General features: G+C 72.2%; 13 protein-coding genes. 11 read left to right on the plus strand and 2 right to left on the minus strand.

Annotated elements, in window-relative coordinates; genetic code table 11:
• The first annotated feature begins 17 nt into the window (after positions 1–17).
• On the plus strand, positions 18–341 hold the full coding sequence (locus ACSIH6_RS27550) for a LysR substrate-binding domain-containing protein (RefSeq protein WP_435111249.1): 324 nt from the start codon (positions 18–20) through the stop codon (positions 339–341).
• Between the two features lie 95 nt (positions 342–436).
• Here the strand turns inward: ACSIH6_RS27550 and gabT are convergent, their stop codons facing one another.
• Complete coding sequence (gene gabT / locus ACSIH6_RS27555; protein ID WP_435111250.1) at positions 437–1,774, minus strand: 4-aminobutyrate--2-oxoglutarate transaminase; 1,338 nt, start codon at positions 1,772–1,774, stop codon at positions 437–439.
• Positions 1,775–2,029: 255 nt separating this feature from the next.
• On the opposite strand from gabT, the gene ACSIH6_RS27560 reads away from it, so the two are divergent.
• The 10 genes from ACSIH6_RS27560 to ACSIH6_RS27605 all read left to right on the plus strand — a co-directional run bounded on the left by ACSIH6_RS27560 (position 2,030) and on the right by ACSIH6_RS27605 (position 15,814).
• A complete protein-coding gene (locus ACSIH6_RS27560) occupies positions 2,030–3,475 on the plus strand; it encodes a PucR family transcriptional regulator (RefSeq protein ID WP_435111251.1) in 1,446 nt (481 codons plus the stop codon).
• Between the two features lie 159 nt (positions 3,476–3,634).
• Complete coding sequence (locus tag ACSIH6_RS27565; RefSeq protein WP_435111252.1) at positions 3,635–6,778, plus strand: DNA helicase; 3,144 nt, start codon at positions 3,635–3,637, stop codon at positions 6,776–6,778.
• A gap of 133 nt (positions 6,779–6,911) precedes the next feature.
• On the plus strand, positions 6,912–7,793 hold the full coding sequence (locus ACSIH6_RS27570) for an Fpg/Nei family DNA glycosylase (protein ID WP_435111253.1): 882 nt from the start codon (positions 6,912–6,914) through the stop codon (positions 7,791–7,793).
• Positions 7,794–7,914: 121 nt separating this feature from the next.
• Positions 7,915–8,934, plus strand: a complete 1,020-nt coding sequence (locus ACSIH6_RS27575; RefSeq protein WP_435111254.1) for a LacI family DNA-binding transcriptional regulator — start codon at positions 7,915–7,917, stop codon at positions 8,932–8,934.
• Positions 8,935–9,499: 565 nt separating this feature from the next.
• Positions 9,500–11,203, plus strand: a complete 1,704-nt coding sequence (locus ACSIH6_RS27580) for an ABC transporter substrate-binding protein (protein WP_435111263.1) — start codon at positions 9,500–9,502, stop codon at positions 11,201–11,203.
• Between the two features lie 191 nt (positions 11,204–11,394).
• Positions 11,395–12,390: an ABC transporter permease gene (locus tag ACSIH6_RS27585; protein ID WP_435111255.1), complete on the plus strand. Its 996-nt coding sequence runs from the start codon at positions 11,395–11,397 to the stop codon at positions 12,388–12,390.
• Positions 12,387–13,295 carry an ABC transporter permease gene (locus tag ACSIH6_RS27590; RefSeq protein WP_435111256.1) on the plus strand — a complete coding sequence of 303 codons (909 nt, stop codon included), beginning with the start codon at positions 12,387–12,389 and terminating at the stop codon, positions 13,293–13,295. Before ACSIH6_RS27585 ends, ACSIH6_RS27590 begins: the two co-directional genes overlap by 4 nt.
• A complete protein-coding gene (locus ACSIH6_RS27595; RefSeq protein ID WP_435111257.1) occupies positions 13,295–14,251 on the plus strand; it encodes an ABC transporter ATP-binding protein in 957 nt (318 codons plus the stop codon). The genes ACSIH6_RS27590 and ACSIH6_RS27595 overlap by 1 nt, the downstream gene beginning before the upstream one ends.
• A gap of 8 nt (positions 14,252–14,259) precedes the next feature.
• Positions 14,260–15,168: an ATP-binding cassette domain-containing protein gene (locus ACSIH6_RS27600; protein WP_435111258.1), complete on the plus strand. Its 909-nt coding sequence runs from the start codon at positions 14,260–14,262 to the stop codon at positions 15,166–15,168.
• A gap of 442 nt (positions 15,169–15,610) precedes the next feature.
• Positions 15,611–15,814 (plus strand): cold-shock protein, encoded by a 204-nt coding sequence (locus tag ACSIH6_RS27605; RefSeq protein ID WP_061082122.1) that lies wholly within the window; start codon positions 15,611–15,613, stop codon positions 15,812–15,814.
• 82 nt (positions 15,815–15,896) lie between these two features.
• Here the strand turns inward: ACSIH6_RS27605 and ACSIH6_RS27610 are convergent, their stop codons facing one another.
• Positions 15,897–17,465 (minus strand): glycerol-3-phosphate dehydrogenase/oxidase, encoded by a 1,569-nt coding sequence (locus ACSIH6_RS27610; RefSeq protein ID WP_435111259.1) that lies wholly within the window; start codon positions 17,463–17,465, stop codon positions 15,897–15,899.
• Positions 17,466–17,756: the final 291 nt, after the last annotated feature.

The raw sequence follows: 17,756 nt of genomic DNA on the forward strand, positions 1-17,756 counted from the left end.
CCGGCGGCGACTCCAGCGTGCGCGCGGGCGCGGACGCCGCCTTCGAGCGCGCGGGCGCGGTGCCCGAGCGGATCGTGCGGGCAGGCAACGTCTCGACCATCGGCGGCCTGGTCTACGCGGGGATCGGCGTCACCGCGCTCCCGGCCCTGGTCGGGGTGCTGATGAGCTTCGCCGACCACGTGCGCGTGCCCCTGACCGACCCGGTCGTCGACCGCGGGCTGAGCGTGCTCACGCGCCGGGGCCGCAGACCGGGGCCGGCCGCGGCGGGGTTCCTCGCGCTGCTGGAGGAGATGCGCGCCGAGGACCACCCGCTGCCGCGGGACGTGGCCTGGACACACTGACGGCGGGCACGCCGACGGGACCGGGTGCGGTCCCCACGGGTACCCCGGTGGTGCGAGCGGTGGACGGCGCGCACGCGCCGCCCGCCGCACGGGGACTACAGCCGGGCGAAGGCCTCCTCCAGGATGTCCAGGCCCTCGTGCAGCAGCTCGTCGCCGATCACCAGCGGCGGCAGCATGCGGATCACGTTGCCGTAGGTACCCGCGCTCAGCAGGATCAGGCCGCGGGAGTGGCAGAAGGACAGCACCTTGGCCAGCGCCTCCGGGGCGGGCGTGCGGTCGGCGTCCTGGACCAGCTCGATCGCGATCATCGCGCCGCGTCCGCGCACGTCACCGATGACCTCGTGCTTGGCGGCCAGCTCGCGCAGGCGGCCCAGCATCAGCTCGCCGATCGCGCGGGCCCGCTCCACCAGGCCGTCGGCCTCGATCGCGGACAGGGCGGCCAGCGCCGCGGCGCACGCCGCCGGGTTGCCGCCGTAGGTGCCGCCCAGGCCGCCGCCGTGCACGGCGTCCATCAGCTCGGCGCGGCCGGTCACCGCGGCCAGCGGCAGGCCGCCCGCGATGCCCTTGGCGGTCGTGATCAGGTCCGGGACCACGCCCTCGTGCTCGCTGGCGAACATGTGGCCGGTACGGGCGAAACCGGTCTGCACCTCGTCGGCGACGAACACGATGCCGTTGGCGCGGCAGAACTCCACCACCGCGGGCAGGAAGCCGGGGGCGGGCTCGATGAAGCCGCCCTCGCCCTGGATCGGCTCGATCACCACGGCCGCCACGTTCTGGGCGCCGATCTGCTTGGTGATCTGCTCGATCACCATGGCCGCCGCCTCGGGGCCGCAGTTGTCCGGACCCGTCGGCCAGCGGTAGGGGTAGGCCATCGGCATCCGGTGGATCTCACCGGCGAACGGCCCGAAGCCCTGCTTGTAGGGCATGTTCTTCGCGGTCAGCCCCATGGTGAGGTTGGTGCGGCCGTGGTAGGCGTGGTCGAAGACCACCACCGCCTGGCGGCCGGTCGCGCTGCGGGCGATCTTCACCGCGTTCTCGACCGCCTCGGCGCCCGAGTTGAGCAGGATCGAACGCTTCTCGTGGTCGCCCGGCGTGATCCGGTTCAGCGCCTCGCACACGTCCACGTAAGCCTCGTACGGGTTGACCATGAAGCAGGTGTGCGTGAACCGGCCGAGCTGCTCGGCGGCGCGCTCCACCACGCGCGGGTCGGCGTTGCCGACGTTGGTCACGGCGATGCCGGAGCCGAAGTCGATCAGCGCGTTGCCGTCGACGTCCTCCACGATGCCGCCGCCCGCGCGCTCGACGTAGACGGGCAGGACGCTGCCCACGCCCTGGGCGACGGCCGAACGGCGGCGCTCCTGGATCGCGCGGGACTTGGGGCCGGGGATCTCGGTGACGATCCGGCGGGACTGGGCGACCTCGGTCGCTGCCATGCGGCTGCCTCCTTCTGCGGTGGACGGGAGCGGAGAGGGGCCGGGGGTGGGCTCCCCGACCTGGGATGACACTAGGGCGCACGGAACCTCCCCCACATGGACATCGTGGATAATCGGGACTGATCCTTGCGCCAACGCGTCAGGGTTCGCACGAAGCGGGTCCGCTGGCGCGGGGGAGAGGACGGTCCGCCCGCGTCCGGTCCCGCCGACCGCACCGGACCGCCTCGACCGGCGGACGAAGTGGAGGGGAAGCCGATGCCACCGACCCTGGGGGCCCTGATGCGCACGCCCCGCCTGCACATGAACCTGCTCACCGGCCAGGAGAACCTGGACCGGCGGGTGGAGTGGGTCGCGGTCAGCGAGCTGGAGGACCCCACGCCCTACCTGGCGGGCGGCGAACTCCTGCTCACCACCGGCGTGCGCTGGGCCACCGGCGTCCCCGACCTGCGCGACTACACGCGCCGCCTGGCCGAGCGCCGCGTCACCGCGCTGGGCTTCGCGGTCGGCGTGGTCCTGGACCGCACCCCCGAGCCGCTCCGCGAGGCCGCCGCCGAGTTCGGCCTCACACTGCTGGAGGTGGCCCGGGAGACCCCCTTCATCGCGATCGGCAAGGAGGTGTCCCGCCTCCTGGCCAAGGAGGAGTACGAGGGGCTGAGCCGGGCCTTCGCCGCCCAGCGCGACCTCACCCGCGCCGCCCTCACCGGGGAGTCGGCGATCGTGGACCGGCTGGCCCGCGAACTCGGCGCCTGGGTGCTGCTGCTGTCCGCCGACGGCGCCGCCCGGCACGCCGCCCCCGCCAGGGCCGCCCCCCGCGCCGCCGGGCTCGCCGTGGAGCTGGACCGGCTGCGCGAGGCGGGCGTGCGCGCCAGCGTCTCCCTGACCTCGGGCGGCGAACACGTCTCCGTGCAGCCCCTGGCCACCAGCCGCCGGGTCCGCGGGTTCCTCGCCGTGGGCACCGGCGGGCGCCTCGGCTCGGACGAGCGCACGCTGGTCAACGCGGCGGTGTCGCTGCTCTCCCTCGAACTGGAGCGCACCGCGCACAACGCCACGGCGCGGGTGCGCGAGGGGGTGCTCGCGGCGCTGCTCGCCGGGGCGCTGGACCCGCTCCACCCGGGGGCGGAGCGGCTGCGCGGGGTCCTTCCCGCCGAACCCGTCGTCGTGGCGGCAGCCGACGGGGTGGGGCCCGCGCAGCCGCCCGAGGGCGTCCTGGTCACCGAGCACGGCGGCCGCGCCCTGCTGCTGGCCCCCGCCGACACCGGCGCGGGGGTGCTCGGCGAGGTCCTGGAGGGGCCGGTCGGGGTGAGCGACCCGTCCCCCTACGCGGAACTGTCCGCGGCGCTGTCCCAGGCCGGGCGCGCGCTGGCCGCCGCGCGCGACGCGGGGGAGGGTCTGCTCCGGGTCGGCGACCTGCCCGGCGGGCTGCTCGGGCTGGCCGACACCCCCGCCGGGGCACGCATGGCCGGGGACCTGCTCGCCCCGCTGCTGCGCCAGCGCACCTCGGCCGAACTGCTCGCCTCGCTGCGCGCCTACCTCGCGGCCTCGGGGAGGTGGGACACGGCGTCGGAGGCCCTGGGGGTCCACCGGCACACGCTCCGCTACCGCATGCGGCGCATCCGCGACCTGCTGCCCGGCGACCTGGACGACCCCGACTACCGGACCGAGCTGTGGATCGCCCTGCGCGTCCACGGGACCGCGGGCTGACCTCCTCCCGGCTTCCGGACGCCGTCACCCAAGCGCGGTCACCCAAAGTGAAAGTGGCGACGGATTCCGGCGTTCGCGGGGTCCGGTGCCGGTCCATCCACCACAATGGCTTGCTGTCGGTGAGTAGTCAGCCGGTAACACGGCCGGGTGGGGGAGACGTTGAGGTCACTGCGGGACGACGAGCACGAGATCGGGCACCCGGGGGTGCCGGGAGCGCTGCCGGGAGGGCTCCCGGGAGCCGCCAGGCCCCTCCCCGCGGTGCTCGGCGGCCGGTCGGGCGTCGGCACGGCCTCGCTGCGCTGGAAGCCCCCGATCGACCGCTCCGAGGTGCGTTCCCTGCTGGCCTACCTGCGCGCCTGCCTGCGCCGCGAGGCCGTGCACACCCACGTCATCCCGGTCGGCGACCTCGGCTCCGACAACTGTGCCTGTCTGCCCCCGGGCCCCGAGGTGCTGTTCAGCGGGGTCAGGGAGACGCTTCCGCTGCACCCGGAGTCCGTCCGCGTCCTGCGCGCGGCCCAGAACCTCGGCCAGGCCCCGCGTTACGGCTACCCGCTCGTGATCCTGGGGGAGGGCGACGACAGGGTGGCCCTGCCCCTGCTCACCGTCGACGTGCGGGTCGTGGACGAGACCGTGGACGCCCGCACCGAGTCCGGGGACACGCTGGTCCGCGCGGTCGGCCCGCCCGACGTCAATCCCGCGCTCCTGGAACGCCTCGGCCTCACCGATTCCGAGGACCTGTTCGAACTGCGGACCCGGCTGCGCTCCGGGGCGCCCGACCCCCCGCGGCGCCCCGCGGCCGTCGCCGACCTCGCCGCCAGGATCCGCGCCCTGCTCGCCAGCCTGGAGATCGAGCGGGTGGACGACATCGCCCCCCTGGGCACCCGCGGCGCCCCGCGCACCGGGGTCGACGGCGCCCACAACGTCGCCGTGCTCTTCCGAGCCGGGCCCGGAGGACGCCACGAGGTCGACGAGCACGAACCCGTCGGCGTCGAGGGCGTCCTGGCCGACCTCGACCCCTCCGGCCGCGACGGCCTCGTCCCCGAGGACGTCAGCGGGACCGCGCTGGAGACCCTGCTCGGGCAGACCGCGCGGACGGCCGCGGCACCCGGCCCCGCGGCGTCCGGACGGCTCTTCCGCGGCTCCCGCGCCGGCTCCCGCGCCGGGACCCGCCGCGCGGGCCGCTCCGGTTGCGCCGACCCGGCCGGGGACACCGCCGAGCCTCCCGTCCCGATCTCGGCGACCGCCCTCGACCAGTCCCAGTACGCGGTCCTGTGCGCGGCCATGCGCGAGCAGCTCACCGTGGCCGCCGCCCCGCCCGGAAGCGGTGTGCACGACCTGGTCGACGCCCTCGTGCGCACCGCCGTCAGCAACGGCCAGCGCGTCCTGGTGTGCGGGTGCACCGAGGCCGACGTCGCCGCGGTGCGCCTGCGCGCGGACGCCTCCCCCGGGCACCCCGTCGTGCGCGTCGGCGGGGACGGTCAGCGCACGGCCGAGACCGTGCTGCTCACCCGGCTCCTCACCGAGCACTCCCGGAGTCTGCCCGCCGCCCCCTCCGGCCCCGGCGGGGAGGACCCCACCGTCCACTGGGCGAACCTGGCCGCGGACTGGGCGGCGGTCCGCGAGGCGTGGCGGGCCATGGACACCATGGCCTCCGGCGGCCACGCGCTCGCCCGCCTGGCGGAGGAGCGCGGCCGGGTCGTCGCCCAGGGGTGGGACCCCGACTCCCTCTTCACGCCGGAGCGGGGCGGCCCCGAGTACTGGCTGCACCGGGCCGAGCGCGCGGGCGCCGGAGGCCTCGCCGGGCTGGCGCACCGCGGCGCCGTCCGCCGTGAACTGGGCGTGGGCACCGACCCCGACAGCCTCGCCCGCCTGTGCGCGGTCGCCCGTCTGGAGGGCGAGTGGCGCTCTGCCGTGGACCGGCGGACCCGCTGCGCGCCGCTGAACGCGCTCACCGCCGACCTGGCCGACGCCCTCGACCGGCACCGCAGGTCCAGCTCCGCCTGCCTGCGCGCGGTCGGCGACCCCCGGCTGTGGCGGGGCCGCGCCGCCATCGAGAACCGGCTGGAGAGCCTCAACTGGCACCGCGGCCACGGCTGGCCCGGCCTGGGCGGTCTGCTCGACACCCTGCCCGCGTGGGTGTGCCGCACCGACCAGGTCCGGGCGCTGCAACCGCAGGCGGGCCTGTTCGACCTGGTCGTCGTGGTCGGTGCCGAGCGCACCCGGCTGGCCGAACTGCTGCCGGCGCTCTACCGCGCCAACCGCGCCGTGGTGTTCGGTGACCCAGCGCACCCGGGGCCGGCGAGCGTACTGGAACCGGAGGAGGAGCGCCGTGCGCTGGCCGCGGCGGGCTTGGCCGCCGACCAGTTGGACGATCGGGGCCTGCGCTACGGCGGCGGTTCGGCGATGCGCGCCCTGTACCGGGCGGCGCCGCCCATGCGGTGGCTGGACGAGCACGACGGGGCGCCGCCCCAGCTCGCCGGGGCCGCGTCGCGGCACTGTTACGGGGGCAGGCTCGCGGTGCGCACCGTTCCCGACCCCTCCGGCGGCCCCGCGTTCGAATGGCGCGACGTGGCCGGGGCCTGCGAGGCCGCGCCCGGAGTGTCCTACGTCAACCGGGACGAGGCCTACCGGGTGGCGGTGGTGGTGGACGAGCTCGACGAGCACCTGCCCCGGGGCCGGGTGGTCGCGGTGGTCGCGCCGACCCAGCCCCAGGCGGCCCTGGTGCGCCGCCTGCTGCGCAAGCGCGTCCTGCGCCACGAGGTGCGGGTGGGCGGGCCGGACCTGCTGGCGGACGACCACGACCCGGCGGACGTCACCGTCCTGACGCCGACGCTCGCCTCGGGGGCGCCCGCCATCGCCGAGCGGCGGGTCCGCCGGATGGGCCACCTGTGGTCGTCGGTGCTCACCCGCACCCGCCAGCGACTCGTGGTGGTGGGAGACCGCGGGTACTGGTCGGGCGACGACGGCCCGCTGGGCGAGCTGGAGGCGGCGGCGCAGGGAGGCAGGACGGAGCGGACCGACGCGGCCGCCTCAGCACTGGTCAGGGAGCTGCGCGGGGTGGGGACGGAGGTGACCCTCCAACAGACGGTCGAGGGCTGGACCGCCGACATGGTGGTCCGGTTCGGCTCCCGCCGCCTGCTGCTCCTGCTCGACCGGGAGCCCGACGGTCGGTCCCTGCGCTGGCTGCTCGCCCGGGGGGAGGCGCTCAACCGCACCACGGGGGACCCCGTGGTCGTGGTGCCCGCCTGGCGCTGCCTGGCCGATCCGCGCACCCTCGTGGAGGAGATCCTCACCGCCCACTGACCCGCCGGGAGGCCCCTCCGGAGCCGACCGCTGATCGGACCGGCGGCCGGGACGGGCGCACTACCCTGGACCCGGATGTCCGGAAAGCGGCGGTCGCGTCGCCGTCCCGGGCGGACGGGAGAGGGGAGGACCGGTGCCTGAGGGCCACACGCTGCACCGCCTGGCGGCGCACTTCGACAAGACCTTCGGCGGCGGCACGGTACGCGCCAGCAGCCCGCAGGGGCGCTTCGCCGACGGCGCCGCCCGGATCGACGGCCGGGTCCTCACCGAGAGCGAGGCCCACGGCAAGCACCTCTTCCTCGGATTCGACTCGGGGGAGTGGCTGCGGGTCCACCTGGGCCTGTACGGCGCCTGGTCCTTCGGCGACGCCGACGGCGAACGCCACCTGGGCGCGCCGCGGGCCGCGGGCGGCGCCCGCCCGGAGCTGCTCCGCGACGCGGAGGGCTTCGTCGTGGCGCCCGAACCCGTCGGCGCGGTACGCGCCCGGCTGGTCAACTCCTCCGGCTGGGCCGACCTGCGCGGCCCCTCGGCCTGCGAGGTCGTCACCGAGGACGAGAAGCGTGCCGTCCAGGACAGGCTGGGCCCCGACCCCCTGCGCGACGACGCCGACCCCGCACGCGCCTGGCGCGTGGTCAGCCGCTCCCGGACCAGCGTCGCCGCGCTCCTCATGCGCCAGGACGTCGTGGCGGGAATCGGCAACATCTACCGCGCGGAGTCGCTGTTCCGGGCGGGCCTGGACCCGATGACCCCGGGCCGCGACCTCACGGCCGACCAGTGGTCGCGGCTGTGGGACGACCTGTCGGGCCTGCTCCGCGACGGCGTGCGGGACGGCTACATCATCACCACCCTCCCCGAGCACCGCCCCGACCCGGACGCGCGTCCCGTGCCCCGGGCCGACAGCCTCTACGTGTGCTACCGGACCGGCGACCCCTGCCGGGTGTGCTCCTCGCCGGTCGCCTCCGCGGAACTGGCCGGGCGCACCCTCTACTGGTGCCCCGGATGCCAGGGGGTTTGATGGGATTAGTGAGTTAAGTACCCTTTTGTCTGATTAGATCCCAAGGCCATGCAGTACAATCCCCAACCGTCTGCTTAACCGGTTCAGCGTTGTGTGATCAGGGGGACGAATGGGGGGTTTGATGCGGCGTCCGACCATCATGGACATCGCCAAGGCCGCAGGGGTGTCCAAGGGTGCCGTGTCCTACGCGCTCAACGGGCGTCCGGGGGTCTCGGAGGAGACCCGAAGACGCATCCTGGCGATCGCCAGCGACCTCGGCTGGGCTCCCAGCAGCCCGGCGCGCGCACTCGCTCCCGGCGGCCGGATCGGGGCGGTCGGCCTGGTGGTCGACCGGCCCGCCCACTCGCTCGGGCTGGAGCCCTTCTTCATGCAGCTGGTCTCGGGGATCGAGACCGAGCTGGCCTCCTCGGGGGTGGATCTGCTGTTACAGGTCACCGAGGACATGGGCGCCGAGATCGCGGCCTACCGGCGCTGGTCGTCCGAACGCCGGGTGGACGGCGTGATCATGGTCGACCTGCGCGTGGGCGACCCGCGCGTCCAGGTCGTCGAGGACCTCCCGCTGCCCGCCGTCGTCCTCGGCGGACCCGAGGGCGTGGGCTCCCTGCCCCACCTGCACACCGACGACGCCACCGCCATGCGCGAGGTCGTCCACTACCTGGCGGCCCTCGGCCACCGGCGCATCGTCCAGGTGGCGGGCCCGGAGAAGTTCGTGCACACCCGCGTGCGCACCCAGGCCTTCCTGGACGCCGCGTCGCAGGCCGGGCTGAGCGAGGCCCGTTGGGTGCACGCCGACTACACGGGCGAGGGGGGCACGAGGACCACGCGCAAGCTGCTGGCCGCCACCGACCGGCCGACCGCCCTGATCTACGACAACGACCTCATGGCCGTGGCCGGGCTGGGCGTGGCCCACGAGATGGGCGTCGACGTGCCCTCGCAGCTGTCCATCGTGGCCTGGGACGACTCGGTGCTGTGCCGCCTGGTCCGCCCCTCGCTGACCGCCATAGTGCGCGACATCGTGTCCTACGGCCGCCAGGCCGCGCTGATGCTGGCCAGGACGATCGAGGGCAAGCCGGTGGAGAACAGGGAGACCTCCCGGGGGGAGCTTCTCCCCCGGGGGAGCACCGGCCCCCTGGGCGCGTGATCCGGCGTCCCCGCCCGGTCGCCCGCGGCCGGGTGCGGTCGCGGCTCCCGGACACGTGCTCCGGCGGGCCGCGCGTCCCGTCCGGCGCGTGCACCGCGTGAGGTCCCGGAAGCCCCGCGTGGCGCGGACACCGGGGTTCGCGGCGTGCGCCGCGACGGATGTTAACGATGTGAAAACTGAGCCGTGGGTTGCCTCGGTGGTCTCTGTGGCTTCGGTGTCCAAAAGGTGACCGTGAGGGTACTGCCCCCTTCTCGCGGGCTGTGGAAGGCTACGGCGCGTAACGCCCCACGCCGACAGGCCCCCCAGGGAGCGAGAACACCCGTGCAGAACCGGTTCAGCGCCGCCGAACTTACTGACATACCCGCATCTGTGCTGTTACAAGCGAATAACAGCGAAGTGTCGGGCATTGACGCCCTTCCTGCGGACGTGTTGTTGTTAACGTCACTTACCCGGTTCAGCAACGGTCTCGCGCGCTCACCACTGGGAGCGCTCCCAACCCTTCCGGTCTCTCGGAGGGGACTCCCCCCATAGGCCGGCCGGGTGACAAGGAGGAGTCGAGATGAGAATGCTGCGGCTTCCGGCGGCACTCGCGGCCCTGGCCCTCGTGGTCAGCGCCTGCGCGGGTGACGACGGGAACAGCGAGGGCGGTTCGGGGCAGTACCCCCGGAACGAGACCCTGTACACCACGGGCACGGCGTGGGAGGCACCCACCAGCTGGAACCCGATGATGAGGGGCAACTTCGCGGTCGGCACCAACGGCCTGGTCTACGAGTCGCTCTTCCACTACGACCCGGAGGCGGGCGAGTACGTTCACTGGCTCGCCGAGAGCGACGAGTGGACCTCGGAGACCGTCCACGAGATCACCCTGCGCGAGGGCGTCACGTGGAACGACGGTGAGCCCCTGGTCGCCCAGGACGTGGTCACCACGCTGGAGCTCGGCCAGGTCGCCGGAGTCCCCTACGGCAACGTCTGGGACTACGTCGAGAGCGTCGAGGCCACCGACGAGCGCACGGTCACCGTCACCTTCTCGGAGAGCCGTCCGCAGGAGTGGATGAACTGGGCCTACTCCAACCCCATCGTCCCGGACCACATCTGGGCCGACATGGAGGAGGCCCAGGTCGCCGACAGCCCCAACGAGAACCCGGTCGGCACCGGCCCCTACGTCTACGAGTCGCACACCGACGACCGCATGGTCTGGGAGCGCAACGACGAGTGGTGGGCCGTCGAGGCCCTCGACATGACGATGGACGCCCGCTACATCGTCGACATCGTCAACGCCTCCAACGAGGTGACGATGGGCATGCTGAACCAGGGCGAGGTCGACCTCTCCAACAACTTCCTGCCCGGCATCGACCAGGTCCTCAACAGCAACGAGAACATCACCAGCTTCCACGAGGGCCCCCCGTACATGAAGAGCGCCAACACGGCGTGGCTCATCCCGAACCACACCCGTGAGCCGCTCAACGACACGGCGTTCCGCCAGGCCCTGGCCCACTCCATCGACATCACCCAGATCGTCGAGGGCCCGTACGCCAACCTGGTCCAGCCGGCCAACCCCACGGGCATGCTGCCCGAGTGGGACGCCTACATCGACCACGAGCTGGTCGAGCGCGAGGGCTTCACCTTCGACGCGGACGAGGCCGTGGCCATCCTCGAAGAGGCCGACTACATGGACGAGGACGGCGACGGCTTCGTCGAGACCCCCGACGGCGAGCCCATCGCGCTGACCCTCGCGGTCCCCTCCGGCTGGACCGACTGGATGGAGGCCGCCCGCATCATCGAGCAGAACGCCCAGGACGTCGGCATCAACATCACGGCCGAGTTCCCCGACGCGGGCCTGCTCGACGACAACCGCAACTCGGGTGAGTTCGACCTGGTCATCAACAACGCCCGGCAGCTGAGCAACTCGCCGTGGACCTACTACGACTACCTCTACCAGCTCCCCGTCCAGGAGCAGCAGACCACGGTGAACTTCCACCGCTACGAGAGCGACGAGGCCTGGGCCCTCACCGAGGAGCTCGCCCGGGTCCCCGCCGACGACGTCGAGGCCGCCGCCGAGGTCACCTCGCAGCTCCAGGAGCACTTCCTGGCCGAGCTGCCGACCATCCCGCTCTGGTACAACGGCCAGTGGTCGCAGGTCAACAACTCCGCCTGGACCAACTGGCCCAGTGAGGCGGAGGGCACGCCCAACAGCGCCGCGGTGATGTGGGAGGGCTGGTACGAGCTCGGCGGGGTCGAGACCCTCGCCTCGATCGAACCGGTCGAGTAGGGGCGGGGGAGCGACCTCTCCCCGTCCACCCCGCTGACCACTCCCCGCCCCCGGCCGAGGCACGGCGCGAAAGAGCCCGGCCGGGGGACGCCCCGGGAGAGCGGGCGCGGCACGGAACAGCCCCCACAGGGTCCGTGCCGCGCCCCCTCCGGGGCCACTCGACTGTCCGCCGCCATCACCTGGAGGAATGTGTGTGGCGCTATATCGGTCGTAAGCTCTTCGTCTACCTGCTTACGTTCATCGCCGCGGTCACCATCAACTGGATGATTCCGCGCTTCATGCCCGGCGACCCCATCCGCAGCATGCTCTCCCGTGCCTCGGCGGGCGACCCCGAGGCCCTGGCCGCCATGACCACCTACTACGAGGAGGTCTTCGGCCTCGACAGGCCGCTCCACGAGCAGTACCTGAGCTTCTGGGCCGGTCTGTTCCGCGGGGACCTGGGCATCAGCGTGATGCTCTACCCCGAGCCGGTCACCGACGTCATCATGAGGGCGGTCCCCTTCACCCTGGGACTGCTGCTCCCCGCGATCCTGCTCAGCTGGATCATCGGCAACCGCTTCGGCGCCTTCGCCGCCCGCAGCAAGGCCCTGGACAACACGCTCCTGCCGGTCGGGTACATCCTCACCGCCACGCCGTACATGTGGCTGGCCCTGCTGCTGGCCTGGAGCCTGGGCATCGTCGCCGGGATCTTCCCGGCCTCGGGCGGCTACAGCTTCTCCCTGCGCCCCGAGTTCAGCTGGCTGTTCATCTCCAACCTGATCACCCACTGGTTCCTGCCGTTCCTGTCCATGTTCCTGGTGGCGCTCGGCGGCTGGGCGATCGGCATGCGCAACATGATCATCTACGAACTGGACGCGGACTACTCCAACTACCTCCAGGCCCTCGGCGCCCCGCGCAAGCTGGTCCGGCGCTACGCGTTCCGCAACGCCATGCTGCCGCAGATCACCGGCCTGGCCGTCCAGCTGGGCACGATCATCGCGGGCTCCCTGCTCACCGAGATCGTGTTCAACTACCCCGGCCTCGGCAAGCTCATCCTGGACTCCCTGGACAGCCGCGACTTCTTCCTGCTCCAGGGTGTCTTCCTGTTCGTGATCGTCGGCGTGCTGATCGCCAACTTCATCATCGACATCGTCTACGTGCTGATCGACCCGCGCACCCGGGTCCAGATGACGGGAGGCTCCTCATGACGAACGTCGCCGGAGCTCCGGGAACCGCCGAGAAGGCGGCCGCCCCCGAACCGGCCGAGCGCAAGGGCTCCGAGGCCCTCTACTACGCCCGGCGCAACCCCAAGCTGCTCATCGGCTCGGGCATCGTCCTGGCCTTCCTGCTGCTCGGGATCATCGGCCCCTTCTTCGTCAGCGACAGCCCCAACGAGTACGTCGGCCCGCAGATGCAGCCGCCCAACGGCGAGTACTGGCTGGGCACCACCACGTTCGGCCAGGACATCTGGGCCCAGTTCGTGCACGGCGTACGCGCCACGTTCATCATCGGCCTGTTCGGCGGCGGCGTCGCCTTCGTCATCGGCACGGCGGTCGGCTTCGTCGCCGGGTACAAGGGCGGGATCGTCGACGAGATCCTCAACATGATCACGAACGTGGTCCTGGTATTGCCCGCGATGGTCGTGCTCATCGTCGCGATCGCCTACCTCGACGCGCGCGGCCTGTTCGTACAGGGCCTGTTCATCGGCCTGACCGCCTGGCCGTGGGCGGCCCGCGCGGTCCGTTCGCAGGCGCTGTCCCTGGCCACCCGCGACTACGTGGACCTGGCCCGGCTGAGCGGTCGGCGCACGTGGAAGATCATCACCACCGAGATCGCGCCCAACATGAGCTCGTACCTGGTGATGTCCTTCATCCTGCTCTTCGGCGGCGCGGTCCTCACCGCGGCCGGCCTGGACTTCATCGGCCTCGGCCCCTCCAACGGCGTGTCCCTCGGCCTGATGCTGGAGAGCGCCGTCTCCTGGAGCGCGCTCACCCTCGGCATGTGGTGGTGGTTCATCCCGCCGGGCTTCGGCATCACGGTGATCGTGGGTTCGCTGTACATCCTCAACGTCGGGTTGGACGAGGTCTTCAACCCCAAGCTGCGGGAGCTGTGATGACCCTGCGCGTCAAGGACCTGAAGGTCTACTACCAGACCCTGCGCGGGGACGTCCACGCCCTCGACGGCGTCACGTTCGACCTCGCCGACGGGGAGATCATGGGCCTGGCCGGGGAGTCCGGCTGCGGCAAGACCACCCTGGGCAAGAGCCTGATCCGCCTGGACTCGCGGATGCGCCACGTCGGCGGCACGATCGAGCTGGACGGCAAGGACGTGCCCATCGCCGACGACCACGCGATGGTACCCCTGCGGTACCACGAGATCTCGCTCATCCCGCAGTACGCGATGAGCGCGCTCAACCCGACCCGCAAGATCGGGAAGATGATCAACGAGCTGCTGCGCGCCCGCGGCGTGCGGCCCGCCGACATCACCGAGGAGCTCCACCGCCGCCTGGAACTGGTCGGCCTGGACACCGACGTGCTCGACCGGTTCCCGATCGAGCTGTCCGGCGGCATGAAGCAGCGCGTCGTCATGGTCATCTCGACCCTGCTCAACCCGTCGCTGCTGATCGCCGACGAGGTCACCTCGGCCCTGGACGTGTCCACCCAGCGCTCCGTCGCGGAGTCGATGGTGGAGTTCCGCGACCGGGGCTACATCAAGAGCATGGTCTTCGTGACCCACGACATCTCGCTCGTGTACCAGATGGCGGACACGATCATGGTGATGTACGCGGGCCACATCGTGGAGAAGGCGCCCGCGGGCACCATCATCAACGAGCCCAAGCACCCCTACACCCAGATGCTCATCGGGGCGCTGCCCGAGGTCGGCTCCACCTCCACCGTGCAGGGGGGCCGCCTGGAGGGCATCCCCGGCACCCCGCCGGGGCTGCTCAACCCGCCCACCGGCTGCCGGTTCAAGGACCGCTGCCCGATGGCGTTCTCCAAGTGCTCCGAACAGCCGCCGCTGGTGGAGATCGAACCCGGCCACTGGGCCGCCTGCTGGAAGACGGGGTGAGGTAGACCGTGCTGGAACTCAGCCACGTACACAAGGTGTACAAGGTGGGCGCGTTCGGCGGTGGCCGCCTGCGCGCCGTCCGCGACGTGAGCCTCACGGTGGGTGCGGGCGAGGTCGTCTCGCTGATCGGTGAGAGCGGCAGCGGCAAGAGCACCCTCGGCAAGATGGTGCTGGGCCTGTCGAGTCCGACCTCGGGGAGCATCACCTTCGAGGGCACCGACATCACCACCATCAAGGGCCACACCGCGCGCAAGGAGTACTACCGCCGCGTGCAGGGGGTCTTCCAGGACCCGTTCAGCTGCTTCAACCCCATCTTCAAGGCCGACCGCGTCTTCGAGATGATCCGCACCTCCTACTTCCCGCAGACCCCGGAGACGGAGTGGCGGGACAAGGTGCTGGACGCGATCGCCACGGTGCGCCTGGACCCGGGCAACGTCCTCAACAAGTACCCGCACCAGCTCAGCGGCGGCCAGTTGCAGCGCCTGCTGATCGCGCGGGCGCTGCTGCTGGACATCAAGCTGCTGGTCGCCGACGAGATCATCAGCATGCTCGACGCCTCCACGCGCATCGACGTGCTCAACCTGCTCGCCGACCTCAAGGAGCGCGGCCTGGGCATCCTGTTCGTCACCCACGACCTGTCGCTGGGCAACTACGTCAGCGACAAGTCGGTGATCCTGCGCAAGGGCGCGATCGCCGAGATGGGGCCGACGGCCAGGGTCTTCGACAACCCGCTGCACCCCTACAGCCGTCACCTGCTGTCCTGCGTGCCGCAGCTGCACCGCACCTGGGCCGAGGTCGACGCCGAACTGGCGGCCAACCCCCCCGAGGACGTCGTCCTGCCGACGGCGCCCGACGAGGACTCGGCACCGCTGCTCGAGGCCGAGGAGGGCCACTTCGTGGGGATCGACCAGGGCTGAGCCCCCCGCTTCCCCTCATCCCGGCGCCCGTCCACCCCCCGCGGGCGCCTCGGTCTTTTCCGGACCTCCCCGCGCTTCGCCGGGGGAGGCGCCCCGGGCCCGGGGCGGCCACGAGCGCACCCGCCCTGAGGTGCGTCGACGACATGCCGGCGACGTCCGTCTGAACGGGAGGGGACATCCCGGTGTGCGGTCACACGCGGCACACGGGTACCCTGGAAGGTCCATCGGTATTCCCCGGCGGGCCGTGCGGGTTGCCACACCGGAATCCTCTGCCAGCTGGCCCGTCTGTGGTAGGTTCGAAGTGATTGTTAGTCGTTGAATTTCGCAGTTGGTGTCTTGCCCGCGGAGTTTGTGACCGGCGGGCGGTTTCCAAGGGAGTCCGGCTCGCGGCAATTCGCGGACGTGAGGTTGCGTCCGTGTACACCGAGCTGAAGGAGAGAACATGGCTCAGGGAACTGTGAAGTGGTTCAACGGCGAGAAGGGCTTCGGCTTCATCTCCCCCGACGGCGGCGGCCCCGACGCCTTCGTTCACTACAGCGCCATCCAGGGTTCGGGCTTCCGTAACCTGGAGGAGAACCAGCGCGTGGAGTTCGAGATCGTTGAGGGCACCCGTGGCCCGCAGGCCGAGAACGTCGTCGCGCTCTAGCACGCGATAACTTCGCGCAACGCCCCGGAAGGCACCGCCTTCCGGGGCGTTCGCGTGTCCGGCACCCGGAGGGGCCGGGAGCTCACTCCTCCAACAGGGCCTCGGTGCGCTGACGCACCTCGGGGGTGTCCAGTCCCCGCACGGTCACCGTGGTGCGGCGGCGCAGCGCGTCGTCCGCGGTCACCGCCCACTCGCGGTCGCGGGCGAAGACCACCTGCGCCCAGATGTCGGGGCCGTCGGGGTGGATGCGCTCGCCCAGCCGCGGCTCCTCGCGCACCATCGCCGCGATGTCCATGGCCAGGCTCCCGTAGTGCGACGCCAGGTGGCGGGCCACCAGCGGGTCCAGCGGGGCGCCGGGCGCGCGGTCGGTGATGAGCCGCTGGGCCACCGCGTCCGGGCTGGCCAGCCCAGGCAGCGGCACCGTGCGCAGCGGGTCGGCCATGTCCTCGGACAGCGGCACGGCGCTGACCTTGCGCAGCTCCTTCAGGACGGCGCGGCCGATGTGGCGGTAGGTCGTCCACTTGCCGCCCGCGACCGAGAGCATCCCGCCCCGGCCCTGGCTGACCACGGTCTCGCGCTTGGCCGCGCTGGTGCCGCCGGGCCCGCCGGGCAGCACCCGCAGCCCCGCGAAGGAGTAGTCGACGTGGGAGGCGTCCAGGTAGGGCGCGTCGATGCCCAGCGCCGCCTCGCCCAGGATCTGCTCCACGTCGGCGGGCACGACCGACACGTCGGCCGGGTCCCCGGTGTACTCCTCGTCGGTGGTGCCCAGCAGCAGCCTGCCCTCCCACGGGATCGCGAACGACACCCGGTACTTGTCCACGGGGATGGTCAGCGCGGCGCGCCAGGGCTCGGGGGTCCGCAGCACCAGGTGCGCGCCCTTGGACAGGCGGACGCTGGGCGACGCGGAGGGGTCCTCCATGCTCCGCAGCCGGTCCACCCACGGGCCGGTCGCGTTGAGGACCAGCCGCGCGTCGATGCCGAACTCCCCGCCGTCGACGCGGTCGCGCAGGTCGGCGCCGGTGACCCGGCCCCGGGTGGTGCGCAGCCCCACGACCTCGGCGTGGTTGAGCACCACCGCTCCCGCGTCCACGGCGGCGCGCACGCTCATGACGGCCATGCGGCTGTCGTTCATCTGGTGGTCGCTGTAGGCGGCCACCGACCGCAGGCCGTCGGTGCGCAGGCCCGGGGCGAGCCGCCGCGCCTGGGCGGGGGAGAGCAGGCGGCCCATGCCGTCGCCGAAGGCCGACAGGGCCGAGTACAGGAACACCCCGGCGCCCATCTTCGCGGCTCCGTGCGGGCCGCCGGAGTAGATCGGGACCAGGAACGGCATGTGGTTGACCAGGTGCGGTGCCACGTCGGAGGCCAGGGAACGGCGCTCGCGGTGGTTCTCGGCGACCAGGCGCACCTGGCCGCTCTGGAGGTAGCGCAGTCCGCCGTGCACCAGTTTGGAGGAGGCGCTGGAGGTGGCCCCGGCGAAGTCCCCCGAATCGACCATGGCCACGCGCAGACCCGCCTGGGTGGCGGTCCAGGCGACGGAGGTCCCGAGGATCCCGCCGCCGACGACCAGGAGGTCGAAGGTCCCCCGGGTGAGTTCGTCGCGTGTGCGCGAGCGCGACGAGGCGATGCGGTTCTGGCTGGCGCTGACGGTCATGGCTGTGCTCCTCGGAGGGATGGAGGGGGCCTCGCGTGCACCTGAACAGTCTCCACGTTTCAGGCGATGTATCACCTTCATAATACGACAATGCCGAACGCTGGTGAAGGAGAGGGGGTAGTCCAGCCGGGAAAACAGGCCCAGGGGCACCCCAGGGCGAAGGGAAGCTTGCCGAAAGTCGCGCAGGGGAACCGGGTGAGCACACGGGGCTCGGTAGATGCGGCATTGTCGAACTTCGGTGGCCGCACGCACGGCCGACCCGCGTGGAGGGCGCGCACGGCAAAGCCCCGG

Source organism: Nocardiopsis synnemataformans (assembly GCF_965343085.1).
Taxonomy (GTDB): domain Bacteria; phylum Actinomycetota; class Actinomycetes; order Streptosporangiales; family Streptosporangiaceae; genus Nocardiopsis; species Nocardiopsis alborubida.